The sequence below is a fragment of the Maridesulfovibrio salexigens DSM 2638 genome (genome assembly GCF_000023445.1).
Taxonomy (GTDB): Bacteria; Desulfobacterota; Desulfovibrionia; order Desulfovibrionales; family Desulfovibrionaceae; genus Maridesulfovibrio; species Maridesulfovibrio salexigens.
In genome coordinates, this window is the sequence record NC_012881.1 from 472,709 (window position 1) to 487,740 (window position 15,032).

Here is a 15,032-nt window from a genome sequence, read left to right on the forward strand (position 1 = left end):
TGGTTGTTTATATTTTAAAATTCAAAATACAAAATTATTTTAGGGGATTATTCCATGCATCTCTCTGATTGCTTCCTCGAACTCTTCACCTACATAAGGCTATTGACCGAATCTGCGGAAATGGCTGGCGCTGAGTATGAGCAGGTGCGTGATGATGTGAGGACGCTGATCACCCGCATGGATGACCGTAGCGATCTAGTGGGGGTACCGGAAGATCTTTACAACGATGCACGTTTTGCGGTTTTTGCCTGGGCCGATGAAGCTGTGCTGATTTCGAAATGGGCCGGGGTGCGTGATTGGCTTAAACATCCTTTGCAGCGCGAGTTTTACGGAACAGCCAATGCGGGCGAGGAATTCTTTGAGCGACTGGATAAGCTTTTCAACCGCAACAACGGTCCGGTGGATCAAAGCCTTTTTGCTGATATGGAAAAGGAAGGTCAACCGGTCAATGACAATGGATTGTCCGAAGTTCTGGAAGTTTACGCCCTCTGCCTCTCCTTAGGTTTTACCGGGAAGTATTTCAGTGAATCCGGGGAAGAGCGTTTGGAAGAGCTGCACCGGGAGTGCGTGGCCCGCATACCCGGAAGTGAAAAGGGGAGCGGTCCGTTTTTTCCACAATCTTACGGGACAGGTGAGGCTGCGCCGCGAAAATGCTGTTACGGGCGCATTTTTGATCCTGTTTCCCTGATCTTTTTTATCCTGCCTGTGCTTGTAGTTGGCGGGATGTACTTTGCTTACAAGGTTCTGCTTGAGCAGAGCTTAAAGCTCTGGTTCGGTTAGTGTTGGGGCTTTAATAGAGTGTTTTGATTTCAATAAATATGAAATAATTTGAGGGTATGGCACTAGATTTCAAAGGGGTGAAAAGGCCAAAGCATGAAGAAATTTCTACTCAATCTGCTCAAGATCATCTTTATTGTGCTGCTTTTTGTGCTGGCGGCAGTAGCCTCCTATGCCCTTGTTACTTATATGGGCTGGCCGTGGTGGGCCGGAGCTTGTCTTTTCGGCGGGGTGATCGGGCTGGTTGCAGCTTTCTTTTTCATCCGCAAATGGATGTTGCGCAGGCGGGAGAAGAAGTTTGTAAAACGCATTGTGGATCAGGATGATTCGGCCATTGCCGCCGCCCCGCTGCATGAGCGTTCCCGCTTGCAGGAACTTCAGACCCGCTGGACTGAGGCTGTGCAACTGCTCCAGAATTCGGAACTGCGCAGGCATGGCAACCCCTTGTACGCTCTGCCGTGGTTTATGGTTTTCGGTGAATCTGATTCCGGTAAGAGCACTGCGGTCGCCAGCAGCAGGCTGACCTCTATTCTTTCAGATGTAGGGCCTACTCCCGGAGTTTCCGCTACACGCAATTGTGACTGGTGGTTTTTTGAAGAGGCGGTCATCCTTGATACTGCCGGACGTTACGCCATTCCCATTGATGAATCACGGGATAAGGAAGAGTGGGAGAAATTCCTGACACTGCTGGTCAAATACCGCAAACGTGAGCCTCTCAACGGGTTGATCATCACTCTGCCTGCCGACCGTCTGCAATCCGGAGATGAAGACAGTCTGAACGAATACGGGCGCAGTCTGCGGCGGCGGGTCAATGAACTTATGCGCGTGCTGGGTGTGCGTTTTCCTGTCTACGTATTGCTGACCAAGATGGATCTTGTTTTCGGGCTCAAAGGGCTGACTGAGGTTCTTCCTGATGAGGCCCGTTCGCAAGCAATGGGCATGGTAAATGAGTCCATGACTTCCGACCCCGAAGAATTTGTGGATACTGCTGTTTCCGGTGTTATCGAACGTCTGCGTGCTCTGCGTATGACCCTGTTGGATCGGGAGAACAGCTTTGATCCCGCTTTCCTGCTCTTTGCCGAGGAACTGGACCGTTTACGCCCGCGCATCCGGGCTTTTGCGGACGGTGTGTTCGAGGAGAATCCCTATCAGGAGCAACCGCTGTTCCGGGGAATTTATTTTTCCAGCGGCGAACAGAGCGGTGAGCAGAGTTCCGCTTTTCTGGACAGTCTTCCTTCTTTGCAGAACGTTGAAACAAAGCTTCCGGGCACTCGTCAGGGTTTGTTCCTGCACGACTTCTTTTCCAAGGTCCTGACCCGTGACCGCAATTTGTTTACCCCCATAATTGAATTCCTCAAATGGAAGCTGCTCACCCGCAATATGGGAATGCTGGTCTGGTTGTTGTTGCTGTTTTTCGTTTGCGGCCTGTTCAGCATGTCCTTTTTGGGCAACCGTCGTGCTCTGGATGATCTTTTTACCGCCTTCCCGAAACCACCAGAGTTCTCTGAAAAGATTGATGAATGTGTTGTAGAGATGGAAGGTTTCCGTCAGAAAATAGTGCATTTGCACGATTTGAATTCAAACTGGTGGGTTCCGCGTATGGGGCTTGATGTCAGCCTTGAAGCGGAGCAGAAGGTCCGCAAACTTTATGTTGAAAAGTTTGAATCTGCATTGCTGAAACCTGTGGATACTCAGTTGTCACGAACAATTGAAAGCTTGCATGCCGGTTCTTCGGAGCAGGAAGTCAGTGATTTCGTCAAGTTGCTCGGCTGGCGCATTGATCTGCTCGATAATCGGATTGAAGGCGGAAAAGTAAAGCCCTTGGCTCCGTACGAACTACCTTCCGGTCAGGCCATGTCTATGGCTGTTCCGGGGTTCGAGTCGGACCTGATGAAGTATTATGGGCAAACTTATAGTTCATATCTTGATTGGATTGAAAATGATGAAGGGTTAAAAGAGCAAAGGCTGCTCTTGCAGGCACGTCTGGGTAAAGTCTTCAGTCTTAAGGGATCGGATTTTAAGTGGCTGGTGGATTGGGTTGATTCCAATCCTGAAGTGCAGCCGGTGACCCTGCGCGATTTTTGGGGCGGGCCGCGACTGCATTTTGAAAACGAGGTCCATGTTCCCCCTGCTTACACGACCACCGGACACAAGATGCTTACTGATTTCCTTGGGGAATTACGCAGGGCAATGCCGGATAATACGGATTTCGCACAACGAGAAAAGGATTTCTGGAATTGGTATGCAGAGCAATTCTACCGCTCATGGTATTCTTTTTCCGAGCATTTTACCGAAGGTGAGCGTCAGTTGCTGACTAAAGATGATTACAGCAGCATGGCTCATACTATGGCTAATGCCGACAACCCTTACTTCAAGCTGCTAGGCAGGATGAAAGAGGAATTTTCGGTAATAAAGGGATTGGGAACTGCCCCGGATTGGATTGCTGATCTTTTTGATTTCAACATTGTGCTGACCCAGTACAAGGCCATGAAAGCCAAGGGTGTAGAAGAATCTTCCCAGAAGGCAGAGGAGTCCCTGCGTAAAATCATGGCGGATCTGGGCGGCAAGATGGCTGAAAATATTGAGGCCCGTATTGAGGGAGCCAAACAGCTCGATGAGTACATGCAGGTGTTGCATGATCTGGCCGGGTTTACCACCAGTCAGGAAACAGCCTTTAAGAGTGCGGCTGCTCTTTATCCTGCTACCGGACAGAGTTCTGAAGGCAGCGGGGCGGAGAGCAAGTCTGCCGGAGCAGTGAAGAAGAATCCTGTGGACGGAGCTACCAGAGCTATGGCCGCTTTGCGCACCCGCATGCGTAGTGGAGGGCAGGGCACCCATATGTTTTGGAATCTTGTGGCCGGACCGCTGGAGTTCATGGTCTACGTGATCACCATGGAAGCTTCCTGCGAATTGCAGCAGCTTTGGGAAGGCAAAGTGCTGGCTGAAACGGCCCACGTACCTTCGGACAAGCTGCGGACCACTTTGTTCGGCAAAAGCGGAATTGTTAATAAGTTTACTTCAAGCAGTGCTTCTCCTTTCCTGAGCAAAGGAGTTAAGGGCTGGCAAAGCCGTCAATGGCTGGGAATTCCTTTTCCGTTCCGTGAAGAATTCTTTGTTTTTCTCAATGACGGAGAGCAGGGAGCACAGGAAATTCAGCCTGAATACAAGGTCGGATTGTCTACCATTCCTACTTCCGTGAATTCCAATGCCACGCAGGAGCCGTACGCCACAACCCTATCCCTTGAATGCGGCAGTGGCAGACAGGAGTTGGTAAACTATAACTATTCCGAAAAGACGACTTTCACATGGAAGCCTGATCAGTGCGGTACAACCACCCTGACCATCCGTTTTCCGGGTATTGATCTGGTCAAGACCTATGAGGGCAAGCTTGGTTTTGCCAAGTTCTTGTCCGAGTTCCGTAATGGCGAGGTCAATTTCAGTCCCAAGGATTTTCCGGATCAGGCCAAGGGCTTGCAAGGTCTGGGCGTAAGCAGTGTAAAGGTCGGCTACAATTTCAGCGGTGCTGTTCCGGTTATCGAGGTCTTACAGATCAAGCCCTTGAACCTGCCCAATTTTATAACCGATTGCTGGGAAAATTAAGGAGGCGGATGTGCTGACTGTCTTTTACAGAAGATTTTACATCCTGCTCTTCCTGATTTGGCTGGGTGCAGTTTCCGGTTTGTTTGTACTTACCGTGTGGGGCGATTTTGATACTTTTATCAGTGATTTCAATAAGCCTGTACAGATGCTTTTTAACGGATCTTCTGCTGTAAACGGCTCAGAGACTCTGCTGCAGGTTGCCACGGAAGAAGCAACTTCCGTGCGCAGGGAAGTTATTCACGAAGTCCGCAAAGTTGAACGGGATGTGGAACAGTTTATTGAAGGAAATCAGACCATAAATCAGGCAGATTCCGATCCGGTTAAACGCGAAATTCAAGAAGATCTTGCCGCTAACCGCACACAGGCTGTTTCGGCTTCCAAGGTCGGTATGTTGGATAATCTTGAATTTACCCATACGGAAACTGAGTTTTTGGCCCGTTTGCAGACTTCGAGTGAGGTGGGCAGGGTTACGTATTTCTGGATGGACAAACCTTCCAAGCTGGTGGTGGATCTACGCGGCAAGTGGCGTTATTCCGTTCCGAGGGTAACTGATTTCATTTCTGGGTTTGTGGGGCAGGTGGTTCTGGGCAGGCATACGGACCGTTTGCGATTGGCCTTTAATTTCCGCAATCCCGAAGCTGAAAAAGGTCCGTCCCCGCAACTGATACGAACCCCGCAGGGACTTGATATTGTTGTTACCGAAAAGCTTCAGCAAAAAGAAAAAGAGTAAAACAGTGAAGCCCCGGCCAGAGCAACTTGGCAGGGGCTTCGCAGTGTGATTTATAGAAACGGAGCATTCCTATAAAAATCTAATTTTGTCCATAAGCAGCGATCTGCATCGTCGCTGCGAAAAATTCAAACCCTCACGTATTAAGATACGCTTCGGTCTTGAATTTTTCTTGCTCCTTGCATCTCACTACTTCTGAACAAAATTAGCACGGAGCAATTTTTAAATCTTAACCGCATTTGGTGCCGGTTCCGGTACAACAGGCGTCTGCGATGCTGCCACGCCGTCCCTTATGAATATCCATATTTCCGCCACTGTAGACCGTAGCCAGTGCGTCCTCGATGAACCCGCCGATTACGTAAGGTTCCACGCCGTCTTCAGCCAGCATTACCTGCGGGGTTTCCCCGATGGCTGCTGCCAGCACTGCGCGACAGTCGCTGAGAGTGGCTGCAAGGTCGGTCCATCGCTGCGGACCGCATCCGGCTTTGGGTGCGGGCCGTTTTTCAACCAGTTTGAAGCCGCCACTTCCATCTTCGGCCCAGATGTGGAATTCCTTAGCTTCACCAAGATGCTGGTTGACCAACATTCCTTCGCGGGAGGCAACTGCCACGTAAGGGCGTGGACCTTTCACATCAATAGGTTTCAGTTCAGAACAGGATTTCATGGTTCCGCAGAGGGCAACTGATTTATCGTCACCTAAAAGCCCTACAGCATCAGCACGGCAGCGGCGGCAGTGGGTCATCTGTTCGATTACTTTGCATGCTTCTTTGCGCAGGGGACCGATGGTCTCATGTCCCGGCTCAATTATGTCTGCAAAAGGCGTATCTGCTGTCGGCTTAAGCGGGATCATATTCTGGATGTCCGCGCCGAGATCGGCACATACTTTGGAAACTTCAGCAATATGATGCTCATTGATACCGGGGATGACGATGGAATTGATTTTTACGGTGATGCCCCGTTCCTTCAGGCCCTTGATCGCTGCAAGCTGGCGCTCAAGCAGAACTTTCGCGCCTTTTTCGCCGTGATAGACCACCTTGCCGTCCTTGACCCATGAATAAATCTTGGCTCCGATTTTTGGATCGATCGCACTGATGGTGATGGTTACGTGGGATACGCCCAGTTCTTTTAGTTCATCCAGATAAGGCAGGATACCCATGCCGTTGGAGGACAGGCAGAAAATCAGGTGCGGATGTTTTTTATTGAGTAAACGCATGGTTTCCAGAGTCTCTTCCGGGTTGGCAAAAGGGTCGCCCGGTCCTGCTATACCGGCAACGGTGATGCGCGGTTCTTTCTCCAGTACTGCATCCATGTATTCCGCAGCCTGAAAAGGTTTAAGGACACTGCTGGTCACGCCGGGACGCGATTCGTTAACGCAATCATATTTGCGGTTGCAGTAGTTGCACTGGATGTTGCACTTGGGGGCTACCGGGAGATGAACACGTCCACAGGAGCCTGCGGTTTCTTTGTTGAAGCACGGGTGTTTAGTAGTATCTTTCTGCATGGTAATTCTCCCAGTATATTAATAGTAATAAATTCTTACATGTAGCCGTAGCCAACGGAGTTATCTGCCTGCTTCTTTTCCAGCATGGCGTTTACAATGCGGTCGAAGAGATGCTGCGTTCCGCGATAGCCGAGGGTCGGGATGCGCTGTCCGCCGAAGCGGTCATGGACTGGAAAACCGACCCTGATCAGGGGAATGTCCCATGCTTTGGCGTAGCGGTATCCCTTGGAATGTCCGATAAGCATATCGGGTTTCAGTTCTTCGGCTCTTTCGGAAATGTCGTGGAAGTCAACGCCTTCATGGATTTCGGGGATGGTTCTGCCCACGCCTTCGGTTACAGCAGTGACTGCTTCGGCCATGCCTTTTTTCTTGGCACCGGAACCGGCAAGGATAACGTCCACGCCGATTTCAGCCAGAAATGCACACAGTCCGGTTACGAGGTCTTCCTCGCCGTAAACAACCGCCCGTTTACCGAACACGTATTTGTGTCCGTCAACGTAGGCATCGATCAGTCTGCCGCGTTCACGTTCGTAACGGGCGGGCATTTCCTTGCCGGAAACAGCTTCAAGTGTTTCGAAGAAAATATCCGACTCGCGCAGTCCCATAGGCAGACCTATGCGGTGGTTTGCCACTCCGAAACGTTCCGCAAGGCTGCTTCCGCCGCTCTTGGCGGGCACGCAGCGACCTAGTTCGATGGTTGCCTTCGCGCCGGACATTTTCTTGATGTCCTCAACCGGAGTCCCGCCAACCGGGATTTTCATGTAATCCTCAAGAGCCGGACCATCGAGTGTTTCGGAAATATCAGGCAGAATGGTTGCTTTCAGGCCGAAGTCTTCACAAATATCAAAGAGGTGGCGAACGTCTTCGCAGGAAACCATGTTGGGCAGGATGTTGATGTGCCCGTCATTTTCTGCCTTCTCAGTGCAAAGCTGCTCAACCATGGAGCGCACTGCCCCGTGCCAGCCGTCCACGTGTGTGCCATTGTAGCTGGGAGTGGAAACCTGCACTATGTCGGGCAGATTCAGGTCACCGAATTCGTCAAAGAATTCCTTGAGATACATGGGTACATCATCGCCGATGGTTTCAGTCAGGCAGGTCGTCGCTACGCCGACGATTTTCGGCTCGTACTTTTTCATCACATTGAGGATGCCCTTCTTCAGGTTCGGGCCGCCGCCGTAAATCGCGTGCTTTTCTCCCAAAGCTGAGGAAGCGATGTCCACAGGTTCCCGGAAATGGCTGATGATATAACGGCGCATGTAAGTAGCGCAGCCCTGTGAGCCGTGCAGGAAAGGAATGGAGCCTTCTACGCCTCTGAATGCGAGCGATGCGCCAAGGGGTGTGCAGAGTTTGCAGGCATTAGTTGTGGATGTGTAATTTTTACTCTTGGTAGTCATGGCTATTCTCCTGTCTTTTTGGCTCTACGGGGTACAAAGTTCCAGACCGGGCTCATGGCTGATGAATGAATTTCACGGGCGAAGTTGAGCATGCCTTCGAAACCTTCAAGGGCTTCCTTGCGCTCGTGGTTGTGATCGCAGAAACCGACACCCATCTTGAAGGCGATGGGACGTTCTTTTACGCCGCCTACGAAGATATCAACGTCCTTTTCTTTAATGAACGCTGAGAGTTCGAGTGGGTTGGCGTCATCAACGAGGATGGTGCCGGGATCGGATATGCGTTCCAGCTCAGCATAATCTTCCTTGGTTCCGGTCTGGGACCCGACCATAACTACTTTCATACCCAGATGGCGGAAGGCCTTGAGCAGGGAGAATGCCTTGAAAGAACCGCCCACGTACATGGCGACTTTTTTGCCTTCGAGGTCTTTGCGCATGCGGGCTAGTTCGGGCATGAGTTTTGAGAGTTCTTCGCGGACGAGATCTTCCGTGCGTTTGACAATGTCCGGGTCGACATCCTTGAAGAAATCAGCAACCTGATAGAGGGAATCGGCCATGTCTTCGATGCCGAGGTAGGAGACGCGCATAAAGGGCGTGCCGTATTCCTCTTTCATCATTTTTGCCAAATCCAATGTCGCACCCGAACACTGTACAAGGTTAAGGGCCGCACCGTGGCTGCGCCCGATATCCTTCACACGTCCGTCACCGGTAATGTTGGCGACGACCTCCACCCCCATTTTTTTGAAATATTCGCGGATGATCCAGATTTCCCCGGCAAGGTTGAAGTCGCCGAGAATGTTCACGGAAAGCGGGGAGATATCCGAGGTGTCCTCGGTTCCCACCAGTTTAAACATGGCTTTGCAGGCCGCGAGATAACCTTCACGCTTGCTGCCCTTGAATCCTTCAGACTGTACCGGGAGTACGGGGATGCCTTTTTTCGCGCTCATCTTTCTACAGACCGCTTCAAGGTCATCGCCGATGATGCCGACAATGCAGGTGGAGTAGACAAAGGCTGCCTTGGGGCTATGGCGGTCGATGAGTTCATCAAGGGCGGCTTCAAGTTTTTTTTCGCCGCCGAAGATGACGTCTGTTTCCTGCAAGTCTGTGGAAAAGGAGAGGCGGTGCAGTTCCGGTCCGCTGGAAAGTGCGCCACGGATGTCCCAGGTGTAAACCGCACAGCCGATAGGCCCGTGCACCAGGTGCAGGGCATCGGCTATGGGATAGAGAACGACCCTTGAACCGCAGAAAACACAGGCTCTCTGACTCACTGCTCCGGCAAGTGATTCCCGGTTGCAGGCCATGTCCAGTGCTCCCTCGCCCGTGCGGTGGATCTGGTCTTTACGTTCTTCTAATATTGTATATTCATTCATGATGTGCTCCGTTGCTATGCGTTCGCCTTGCGAAGGCAGATCAGGCTTGTGTTGCTCCAGCCTATCTTTTCGTAGAATTTCAGGGCCGGGGTATTGTCGCAGTCTGCAAGCAGTTGCAGTCTTGTTGCTCTGTTCTCTTCTGCGAATTCGAGAATGGCTTCCATAAGCATGGTGCCGATTCCCTCCCCTTGCCGATCGTTGCGGACAACCACGTCTTCAACAAGGATAGACGGGCCGCCTTCAGCGGTTGAGATTACAATCTGACCGGTGCACATGCCGACCACTCCACCCTGTTCTTCTGCAACCAGAATGCGTGCCCGGGGATTGCCTAGCAGCATTCTCAACCCCTTCATCTGTCTGTTCCCATCCGCTGAAAAGTCCTTCTCGACGGAGAAAAGTGACTTCAGCAGATCGGTCATGGGGGCCAGATCAGCAGAGTTGGCGTTGCGTATATGAACTGTGGCCGGCATATGCTCCCTCTATGGTTTCCAAAATTCAGAAGCGTGAATTTTGAAATGTTGATGATAAAGTTAATTAATCCAGCAGATAGTCTGCGCAGGGTTCGCCGTCTTCAAGGCCATCAAGGATTTCATCAATGGCTTCTTCGGAATCCACACCCTTGAACCACCAGTTCTCAGGTTGAACCACGAGGATGGGGCCGTTATCGCACTGCTTAAGACAGCTGGTGGCTACCACCAGTGCGTCTATGCCGCGGTCGATGATTTCTTCTTCAATGTATTGCAGGAAACCATCGGTCTGTTTGTGACAGATACCTTTGGGTGCGCCGGCAGCGCGGAAACTCTGACAACAGATGATCATTCTTTCAGGGGTAGCCATATTCTTCTCCTCGTGTTTACTTTTTGCACTTGCCTTTTTTGCCGCCGCCGTAGAGCACATCCACTGTGCCTTCGACGTTGTCTTCCGAGATCACGGTTCTGATTCCGTTGGCGGCTAGAATTTTTTTCGGAGTTTCCCCTGCTGCGGCGCAGAGCAGTACGAAACAGTCATTCAGAATCTCGGCCAGCTTTTCCCAGCGGGCTGCTCCTCCGCCCGGTTCCGGGGCCTCTCTTGTCTCAAGCAGGCAGGCCAGACCGTCTTCACGCGGGCCGTAGATCATGATTTTATGGGCGTGGCCCAGATGCAGGTCGATATCCATTCCGCCGGAACTTGCCACCGCAACATTGGGGCGGCTAACGCTAGGTTTAGGCAGAGAACTTGATGTCGGTCGTTCCAGCTCCATGTCTGAACCGCATCTGAGCCACGGCTCCATAAGTTCAATATGTTTTGCAGCCAGTTCCCGGGCAGTTTTTATCTGCGCGTCGCTTACTGCGGAAAATTCGCTTTTCCTTTCAGGGATGAAAGGAATTAATCCCATGATGTCTGCATCAAGTGTCTTAACTGCGATGGCGATGCTTTCGATCTGGTCAATATTCTCAGAGTATAGAGTTGTGTTGACCTTCACGGTCAGGCCTGCATTTTTGAAAGCCTTGATGGTTGCTCCCTGTTCTTTCATGAGCATTATGCTGGCTTCGGGCAGGGGGATGTTTTTGGTGGACGGGCGAATCCATGCATAGATTTTTTCGGCGGTAGCTGAGTCCGCCGCATCCACCAAAACAGTTATGTGGGAAATATTGAGTTCCGCCAGTTTTTCCGCGTGCTTTTCGCCGCCGATACCCAGAGTGGTCAGGCAGAGGTTCATGCGCGGGTATTTTTCTCTGACCATTTTCAGGGTTTTGTAGGTGGTTTCAAAATCAGCCAGCGGGTCGCCGGGACCGGTAATGCCTACAACTTTGATCTTTTTGCCGGAGTTGATCAGTTCATCAAGCATGGCAACTGCGTCTTCCGGGAGCATGGCTGCGGGAAGCTTGGCGTCAGGAGCGAATCTGGTGCGGGCAAAAGTCTTGGGAGCAACCGGAAGGTGAATGCGGCCGACTGATGCACGGGCCGAGGGGCCGAAACAGGGATGTGAAGTAGAAGTAGTCATGGTGTTGCTCCGTTTTGTTTGGCCTCCGGCGGAAAATCCCCTACTAGGGATTCCAAAGGGGCTTAGCTCCTTTGGCCGCCGGAGGCGAAATCATCTGGCAGAAGCGCGATAGCGCCTCAAATCAATTAAAGTACAAGTTCAAAGGTTTCTTCGGGAGTATCGCGGTCAATGCGATCCATGAGCAGTCCGAGGATCTTTTCAAGCAGTCTCAGACCTCCCTTGTAGCCCACGGTGGGGAAGTACTGGTGTCCCTGACGGTCTGTGATGGGGAAGCCCCAGCGCAGGAACGGGATGTCTTCGTCGCGGGCAATGTATTTGCCGTAGGAGTTACCCATGAGTAGATCCACAGGTTCGTTTTTGATCCACTGATGCATGAGGAACATGTCGCCTTTAGCTTTGACCTTGCATTCGTAAGGCATGTCCGCAGTAAGTTCCTTGATCCGTTTTTCGAATTTCTTGCCGGGAGTACCGGTAACTACGTAGACCGGGCACATATCGATGGAACGGAGGAATTCCACCATGGAAATGAGCTGGTCGGGATCACCGTAAATGGCGACCTTCTTGCCGTAGAGGTACTGGTGCATGTCCGAAATCATATCCACCAGCTGTCCGCGCTCGTAAGATACGGACTCGGGGATGGATGCTCCGGCTACGGTGCGCAATACGTCGATGAAACGGTCGGTTGCTTTCAGGCCGAAAGGCATATCCAGCACGGTACAGGGGACCTTGTGCTTGGAGTCGAGCCAGCGGGCTCCGTCTGCGGAGCACCATTCGCCGAGTGCGATGGTTCCGGTAGCTTGTCCGGCCTCTTTCAGTTCTTTTATGGTTACGCCGCCGTCAGGGAACATTTTGTATTCGCCGCTAAGGGGACCGTTCAGTACGCCGGAGGTATCCGGGAACATGGTGATGTCCACCCCGATCATGGAGCAGAGACGCTTGATCTCTTCCATGTCGCAGGGTTCCACCCAACCGGGGATGATGTTGACCTTGCCGTTCTTTTGGGAAGTAGGCTCGGCGAGCTGGGCCATGGCTTTGACCATGTTGGAGAAACCGGTAACGTGCGATCCCACGTAACTGGGGGTCGGTGCGCCGAAAACAGTTTTGCCTTCGGGGATTTTGCCTTCTTTGCTGGCCTTGGTGATGATCTGGGTCAGGTCGTCACCGATGGTTTCGGAAAGGCAGGTGGTGTGCACCGCGATGACTTCCGGTTCGTAGACCGTGAAGATATTGTTGATGGCCTGAATGAGGTTGGCCTGTCCGCCGAAAACCGAAGCGCCTTCAGTAAAGGAACTGGTCGCCGCGGAAACGGGTTCTTTATAGTGTCTGGTCAGCATGGACCTGTGATAGGCACAGCAGCCCTGTGAACCGTGCGAGTGGGGCAGGCAGCCTTTTACTCCCAGAGCGGCGTACATGGCACCGATGGGCTGACAAGTCTTGGCCGGGTTAATGACCAGTGTCTTGCGATCACTTATTTCTGTGGGGGTGTGTCTGAGTAACATTTCTATGTCTCCTTAATCTTTTCTCCGTCCAGAGCGTCACAAAATGGTGAGATGTGAGGCGTAAGATAAAGGCAGGAACGAAGCATACTAAAGCGTATGTGAGTTTCTGGCTTTACCGCAGCAACGAAGCAGATCGCTGTTTTGTGGCGCTCTGGTTATTCCCACACGAAAGTAGCGGTGAGCTCGGGGTTTTCCTGCCAGGGGGCTTTCATGTAGCTCCAGACCTTGCTTCCTACGAGACGGTCAATTTCCTTGTAGAAGTTGATTGCGCCCTTGAATCCTGCGTAAGGTCCGCCGGAATCGTAGCTATGCAGCTGCTTTAAGGGCACGCCCAGTTTCTGGATGGAGAACTTTTCCTTGATGCCTGCGCAGAAAAGGTCAGGTTTGAGGAGTTCCACCAGCTTTTCAGCTTCGTACTGGTTCAGGTCATCGATAATAATTGTGCCTTTATCCATGTCAGGGTTGAGGCCATCGTAATGTTTGAACTCGTATCCTGCGTCTTCAAGAGCTTTGATTTCCGCCTCGGTCTTGCGCGGGCTGTAGAGTTCCGGATCAGCTTCAACTTCGATTTCTTCAATGTTACGGGAGTCCGCATCAACCTTGATGTCCGGGATTACGCGGCGGCCTTCGTAGTCATCGCGGTGACCGAATTCGTAACCGGCGGAAAGAGTCTTCATGCCCATTTCATTGAACAGTTCCTGATAGTGGTGTGCACGTGATCCGCCCACGAAAAGCATGGCGGTCTTGCCTTCAGTGCGTGAACGCACGTCCTTGGCAGTGGCTTCCACTTCGGGCATTTCTTCGGCTATTACAGCTTCGATTTTGTCGATGAGTTTTTTGTCGCCGAAGTATTCACCGATTTTGCGCAGGGACTTTGCAGTTGCTTCCGCACCGATGAAGTTAACCTTGATCCACGGGATGCCGTATTTTGTTTCCAGCATGTCGGCCACGTAGTTGATTGAACGGTGGCACATGACACAGCTGAGGTCTGCGTGCTGGGCTGAGGCAAACTGGTCATAGGTTGAGTTGCCGGAGAAGGTTGCGATGTTGGTGATGCCGCATTTCTTGAGAATGCGGTCAATCTCAAAGCCGTCACCGCCGATGTTGTATTCGCCGAGCAGGTTGATCTTGTATTCCTCGGTGCGAGGTTCTTTGTTCTCACCAACAAGGTGGGTGAAAACCTGGTTGTTGGCGATATGGTGACCGGCGGACTGGGAAACACCCTTGTAACCTTCACAGGAGAAGCCGAAGACGTTGCAGTCGCCTAGTTTGGCTTTCATCTTTTTGGCTACGGCGTGTACATCGTCACCGATCAGACCTACCGGACAGGTGGAGAAGATGCAGATCCCCTTGGGATGGAAGAGATCGTAAGCTTCCTGAATGGCCGCTTCGAGTTTTTTTTCACCACCGAAGATGATGTCCTGATCCTGCATGTCCGTAGAAAAGCAGTAGGTCATGTAGTTTTCGCCGTCGGGACCGGGAGAGGTCTGGTTACGGCGGGTCAGCCATGAATAGAATCCGCAGCCGATGGGTCCGTGGGTGATGTTAACGATGTCGCGGGTCGGGCCCATGATAACGCCCTTACAGCCTGCGTATGTGCAGCCGCGCATGGTGATGATACCGGGAATGGTTCTTACGTTAGCGACGATTTCGGGCGGTGCCTCGCTTTCAGTCGCTTCGTTGATCATAATCTGTTTGGCGCGCTTGCGGGCTACCTTGGGCGGATACTTCTTCAGAAGTTCTTCCTTGATGTCCGCCGGGTCCCACTGCACCACTTTGGTCTTACTCATTGTTTCTCTCCTTCGTGGTTAGGCGATGGACTTCGCGCCTGTTTCTCCGGTTCTGACCCTGACTGCATCGCCTACGGGACAGATGAATATCTTTCCGTCACCGGGTTTGCCGGTTTTGTTCACTTCAATGATGGTCTCAATTATTGATTCCACTGATTCTTCGGGAACAACTGCGGTAAGAACTCGTTTGGGATAAAGTTTGCCTTTTTCGCCGAGAACTGCGGCAGCTTCTTCGTAGCCGGATTCAACTCCCTCAAGGACTGCCGGATTGATGAAGCCTTTTCCGCGTCCCTGAGCCTCATGTGCGAAGAAGGCATCCAAGCCTGCTTCGGTGAGCGCTTTTTTAGTGCGGTTCATCATGTCCATCCGCACGACTGCGATGATTTCCTTCAT

Annotated in this window: 12 protein-coding genes; 3 read left to right on the forward strand and 9 right to left on the reverse strand. The window is 51.7% G+C overall.

Annotation, left to right across the window (positions count from 1 at the left end; translation table 11 throughout):
- Nucleotides 1-54: 54 nt before the first annotated feature.
- The 3 genes from DESAL_RS02190 (at nt 55) to DESAL_RS02200 (ending at nt 5,107) form a co-directional block, all read left to right on the forward strand.
- Nucleotides 55-780: a DotU family type IV/VI secretion system protein gene (locus DESAL_RS02190; protein ID WP_012766027.1), complete on the forward strand. Its 726-nt coding sequence runs from the start codon at nt 55-57 to the stop codon at nt 778-780.
- A gap of 93 nt (nt 781-873) precedes the next feature.
- Nucleotides 874-4,377 carry a type VI secretion protein IcmF/TssM N-terminal domain-containing protein gene (locus DESAL_RS02195; RefSeq protein ID WP_012766028.1) on the forward strand — a complete coding sequence of 1,168 codons (3,504 nt, stop codon included), beginning with the start codon at nt 874-876 and terminating at the stop codon, nt 4,375-4,377.
- A gap of 10 nt (nt 4,378-4,387) precedes the next feature.
- The gene (locus DESAL_RS02200; protein ID WP_012766029.1) at nt 4,388-5,107 is read left to right on the forward strand and encodes a hypothetical protein; all 720 of its coding nucleotides are present in this window, start codon (nt 4,388-4,390) and stop codon (nt 5,105-5,107) included.
- Between the two features lie 226 nt (nt 5,108-5,333).
- Here the strand turns inward: DESAL_RS02200 and DESAL_RS02205 are convergent, their stop codons facing one another.
- From DESAL_RS02205 to DESAL_RS02245, 9 genes are all read right to left on the reverse strand, one after another.
- Nucleotides 5,334-6,605, reverse strand: a complete 1,272-nt coding sequence (locus DESAL_RS02205) for a radical SAM protein (protein ID WP_012766030.1) — start codon at nt 6,603-6,605, stop codon at nt 5,334-5,336.
- 35 nt (nt 6,606-6,640) lie between these two features.
- Nucleotides 6,641-7,999, reverse strand: coding sequence for a nitrogenase component 1 (locus DESAL_RS02210; protein WP_012766031.1), 1,359 nt, complete (start codon nt 7,997-7,999; stop codon nt 6,641-6,643).
- A 2-nt stretch (nt 8,000-8,001) separates the two neighbouring features.
- Entirely contained in the window at nt 8,002-9,366 is a 1,365-nt protein-coding gene (nifE, locus tag DESAL_RS02215; protein ID WP_015850325.1) for a nitrogenase iron-molybdenum cofactor biosynthesis protein NifE, read from the reverse strand.
- A gap of 14 nt (nt 9,367-9,380) precedes the next feature.
- A complete protein-coding gene (locus tag DESAL_RS02220; RefSeq protein WP_015850326.1) occupies nt 9,381-9,836 on the reverse strand; it encodes a GNAT family N-acetyltransferase in 456 nt (151 codons plus the stop codon).
- A gap of 64 nt (nt 9,837-9,900) precedes the next feature.
- Nucleotides 9,901-10,203: a (2Fe-2S) ferredoxin domain-containing protein gene (locus DESAL_RS02225; protein WP_015850327.1), complete on the reverse strand. Its 303-nt coding sequence runs from the start codon at nt 10,201-10,203 to the stop codon at nt 9,901-9,903.
- 16 nt (nt 10,204-10,219) lie between these two features.
- A complete protein-coding gene (locus tag DESAL_RS02230; RefSeq protein ID WP_015850328.1) occupies nt 10,220-11,350 on the reverse strand; it encodes a NifB/NifX family molybdenum-iron cluster-binding protein in 1,131 nt (376 codons plus the stop codon).
- Nucleotides 11,351-11,475: 125 nt separating this feature from the next.
- Nucleotides 11,476-12,849: a nitrogenase molybdenum-iron protein subunit beta gene (nifK, locus tag DESAL_RS02235; RefSeq protein ID WP_015850329.1), complete on the reverse strand. Its 1,374-nt coding sequence runs from the start codon at nt 12,847-12,849 to the stop codon at nt 11,476-11,478.
- 155 nt (nt 12,850-13,004) lie between these two features.
- On the reverse strand, nt 13,005-14,639 hold the full coding sequence (nifD, locus tag DESAL_RS02240; protein WP_015850330.1) for a nitrogenase molybdenum-iron protein alpha chain: 1,635 nt from the start codon (nt 14,637-14,639) through the stop codon (nt 13,005-13,007).
- Between the two features lie 18 nt (nt 14,640-14,657).
- On the reverse strand, nt 14,658-15,032 hold the full coding sequence (locus DESAL_RS02245) for a P-II family nitrogen regulator (RefSeq protein ID WP_015850331.1): 375 nt from the start codon (nt 15,030-15,032) through the stop codon (nt 14,658-14,660).

What these genes read in the sequence shown, in the direction of transcription:
- DESAL_RS02190 (WP_012766027.1), top strand. Translation starts at nt 55, where the DNA reads ATGCATCTCTCTGATTGCTTCCTCGAACTCTTCACCTACATAAGGCTA.
- DESAL_RS02195 (WP_012766028.1), top strand. Translation starts at nt 874, where the DNA reads ATGAAGAAATTTCTACTCAATCTGCTCAAGATCATCTTTATTGTGCTG.
- DESAL_RS02205 (WP_012766030.1), bottom strand. Translation starts at nt 6,605, where the DNA reads ATGCAGAAAGATACTACTAAACACCCGTGCTTCAACAAAGAAACCGCA.
- DESAL_RS02210 (WP_012766031.1), bottom strand. Translation starts at nt 7,999, where the DNA reads ATGACTACCAAGAGTAAAAATTACACATCCACAACTAATGCCTGCAAA.
- nifE (WP_015850325.1), bottom strand. Translation starts at nt 9,366, where the DNA reads ATGAATGAATATACAATATTAGAAGAACGTAAAGACCAGATCCACCGC.
- DESAL_RS02220 (WP_015850326.1), bottom strand. Translation starts at nt 9,836, where the DNA reads ATGCCGGCCACAGTTCATATACGCAACGCCAACTCTGCTGATCTGGCC.
- DESAL_RS02225 (WP_015850327.1), bottom strand. Translation starts at nt 10,203, where the DNA reads ATGGCTACCCCTGAAAGAATGATCATCTGTTGTCAGAGTTTCCGCGCT.
- DESAL_RS02230 (WP_015850328.1), bottom strand. Translation starts at nt 11,350, where the DNA reads ATGACTACTTCTACTTCACATCCCTGTTTCGGCCCCTCGGCCCGTGCA.
- nifK (WP_015850329.1), bottom strand. Translation starts at nt 12,849, where the DNA reads ATGTTACTCAGACACACCCCCACAGAAATAAGTGATCGCAAGACACTG.
- nifD (WP_015850330.1), bottom strand. Translation starts at nt 14,639, where the DNA reads ATGAGTAAGACCAAAGTGGTGCAGTGGGACCCGGCGGACATCAAGGAA.
- DESAL_RS02245 (WP_015850331.1), bottom strand. Translation starts at nt 15,032, where the DNA reads ATGAAGGAAATCATCGCAGTCGTGCGGATGGACATGATGAACCGCACT.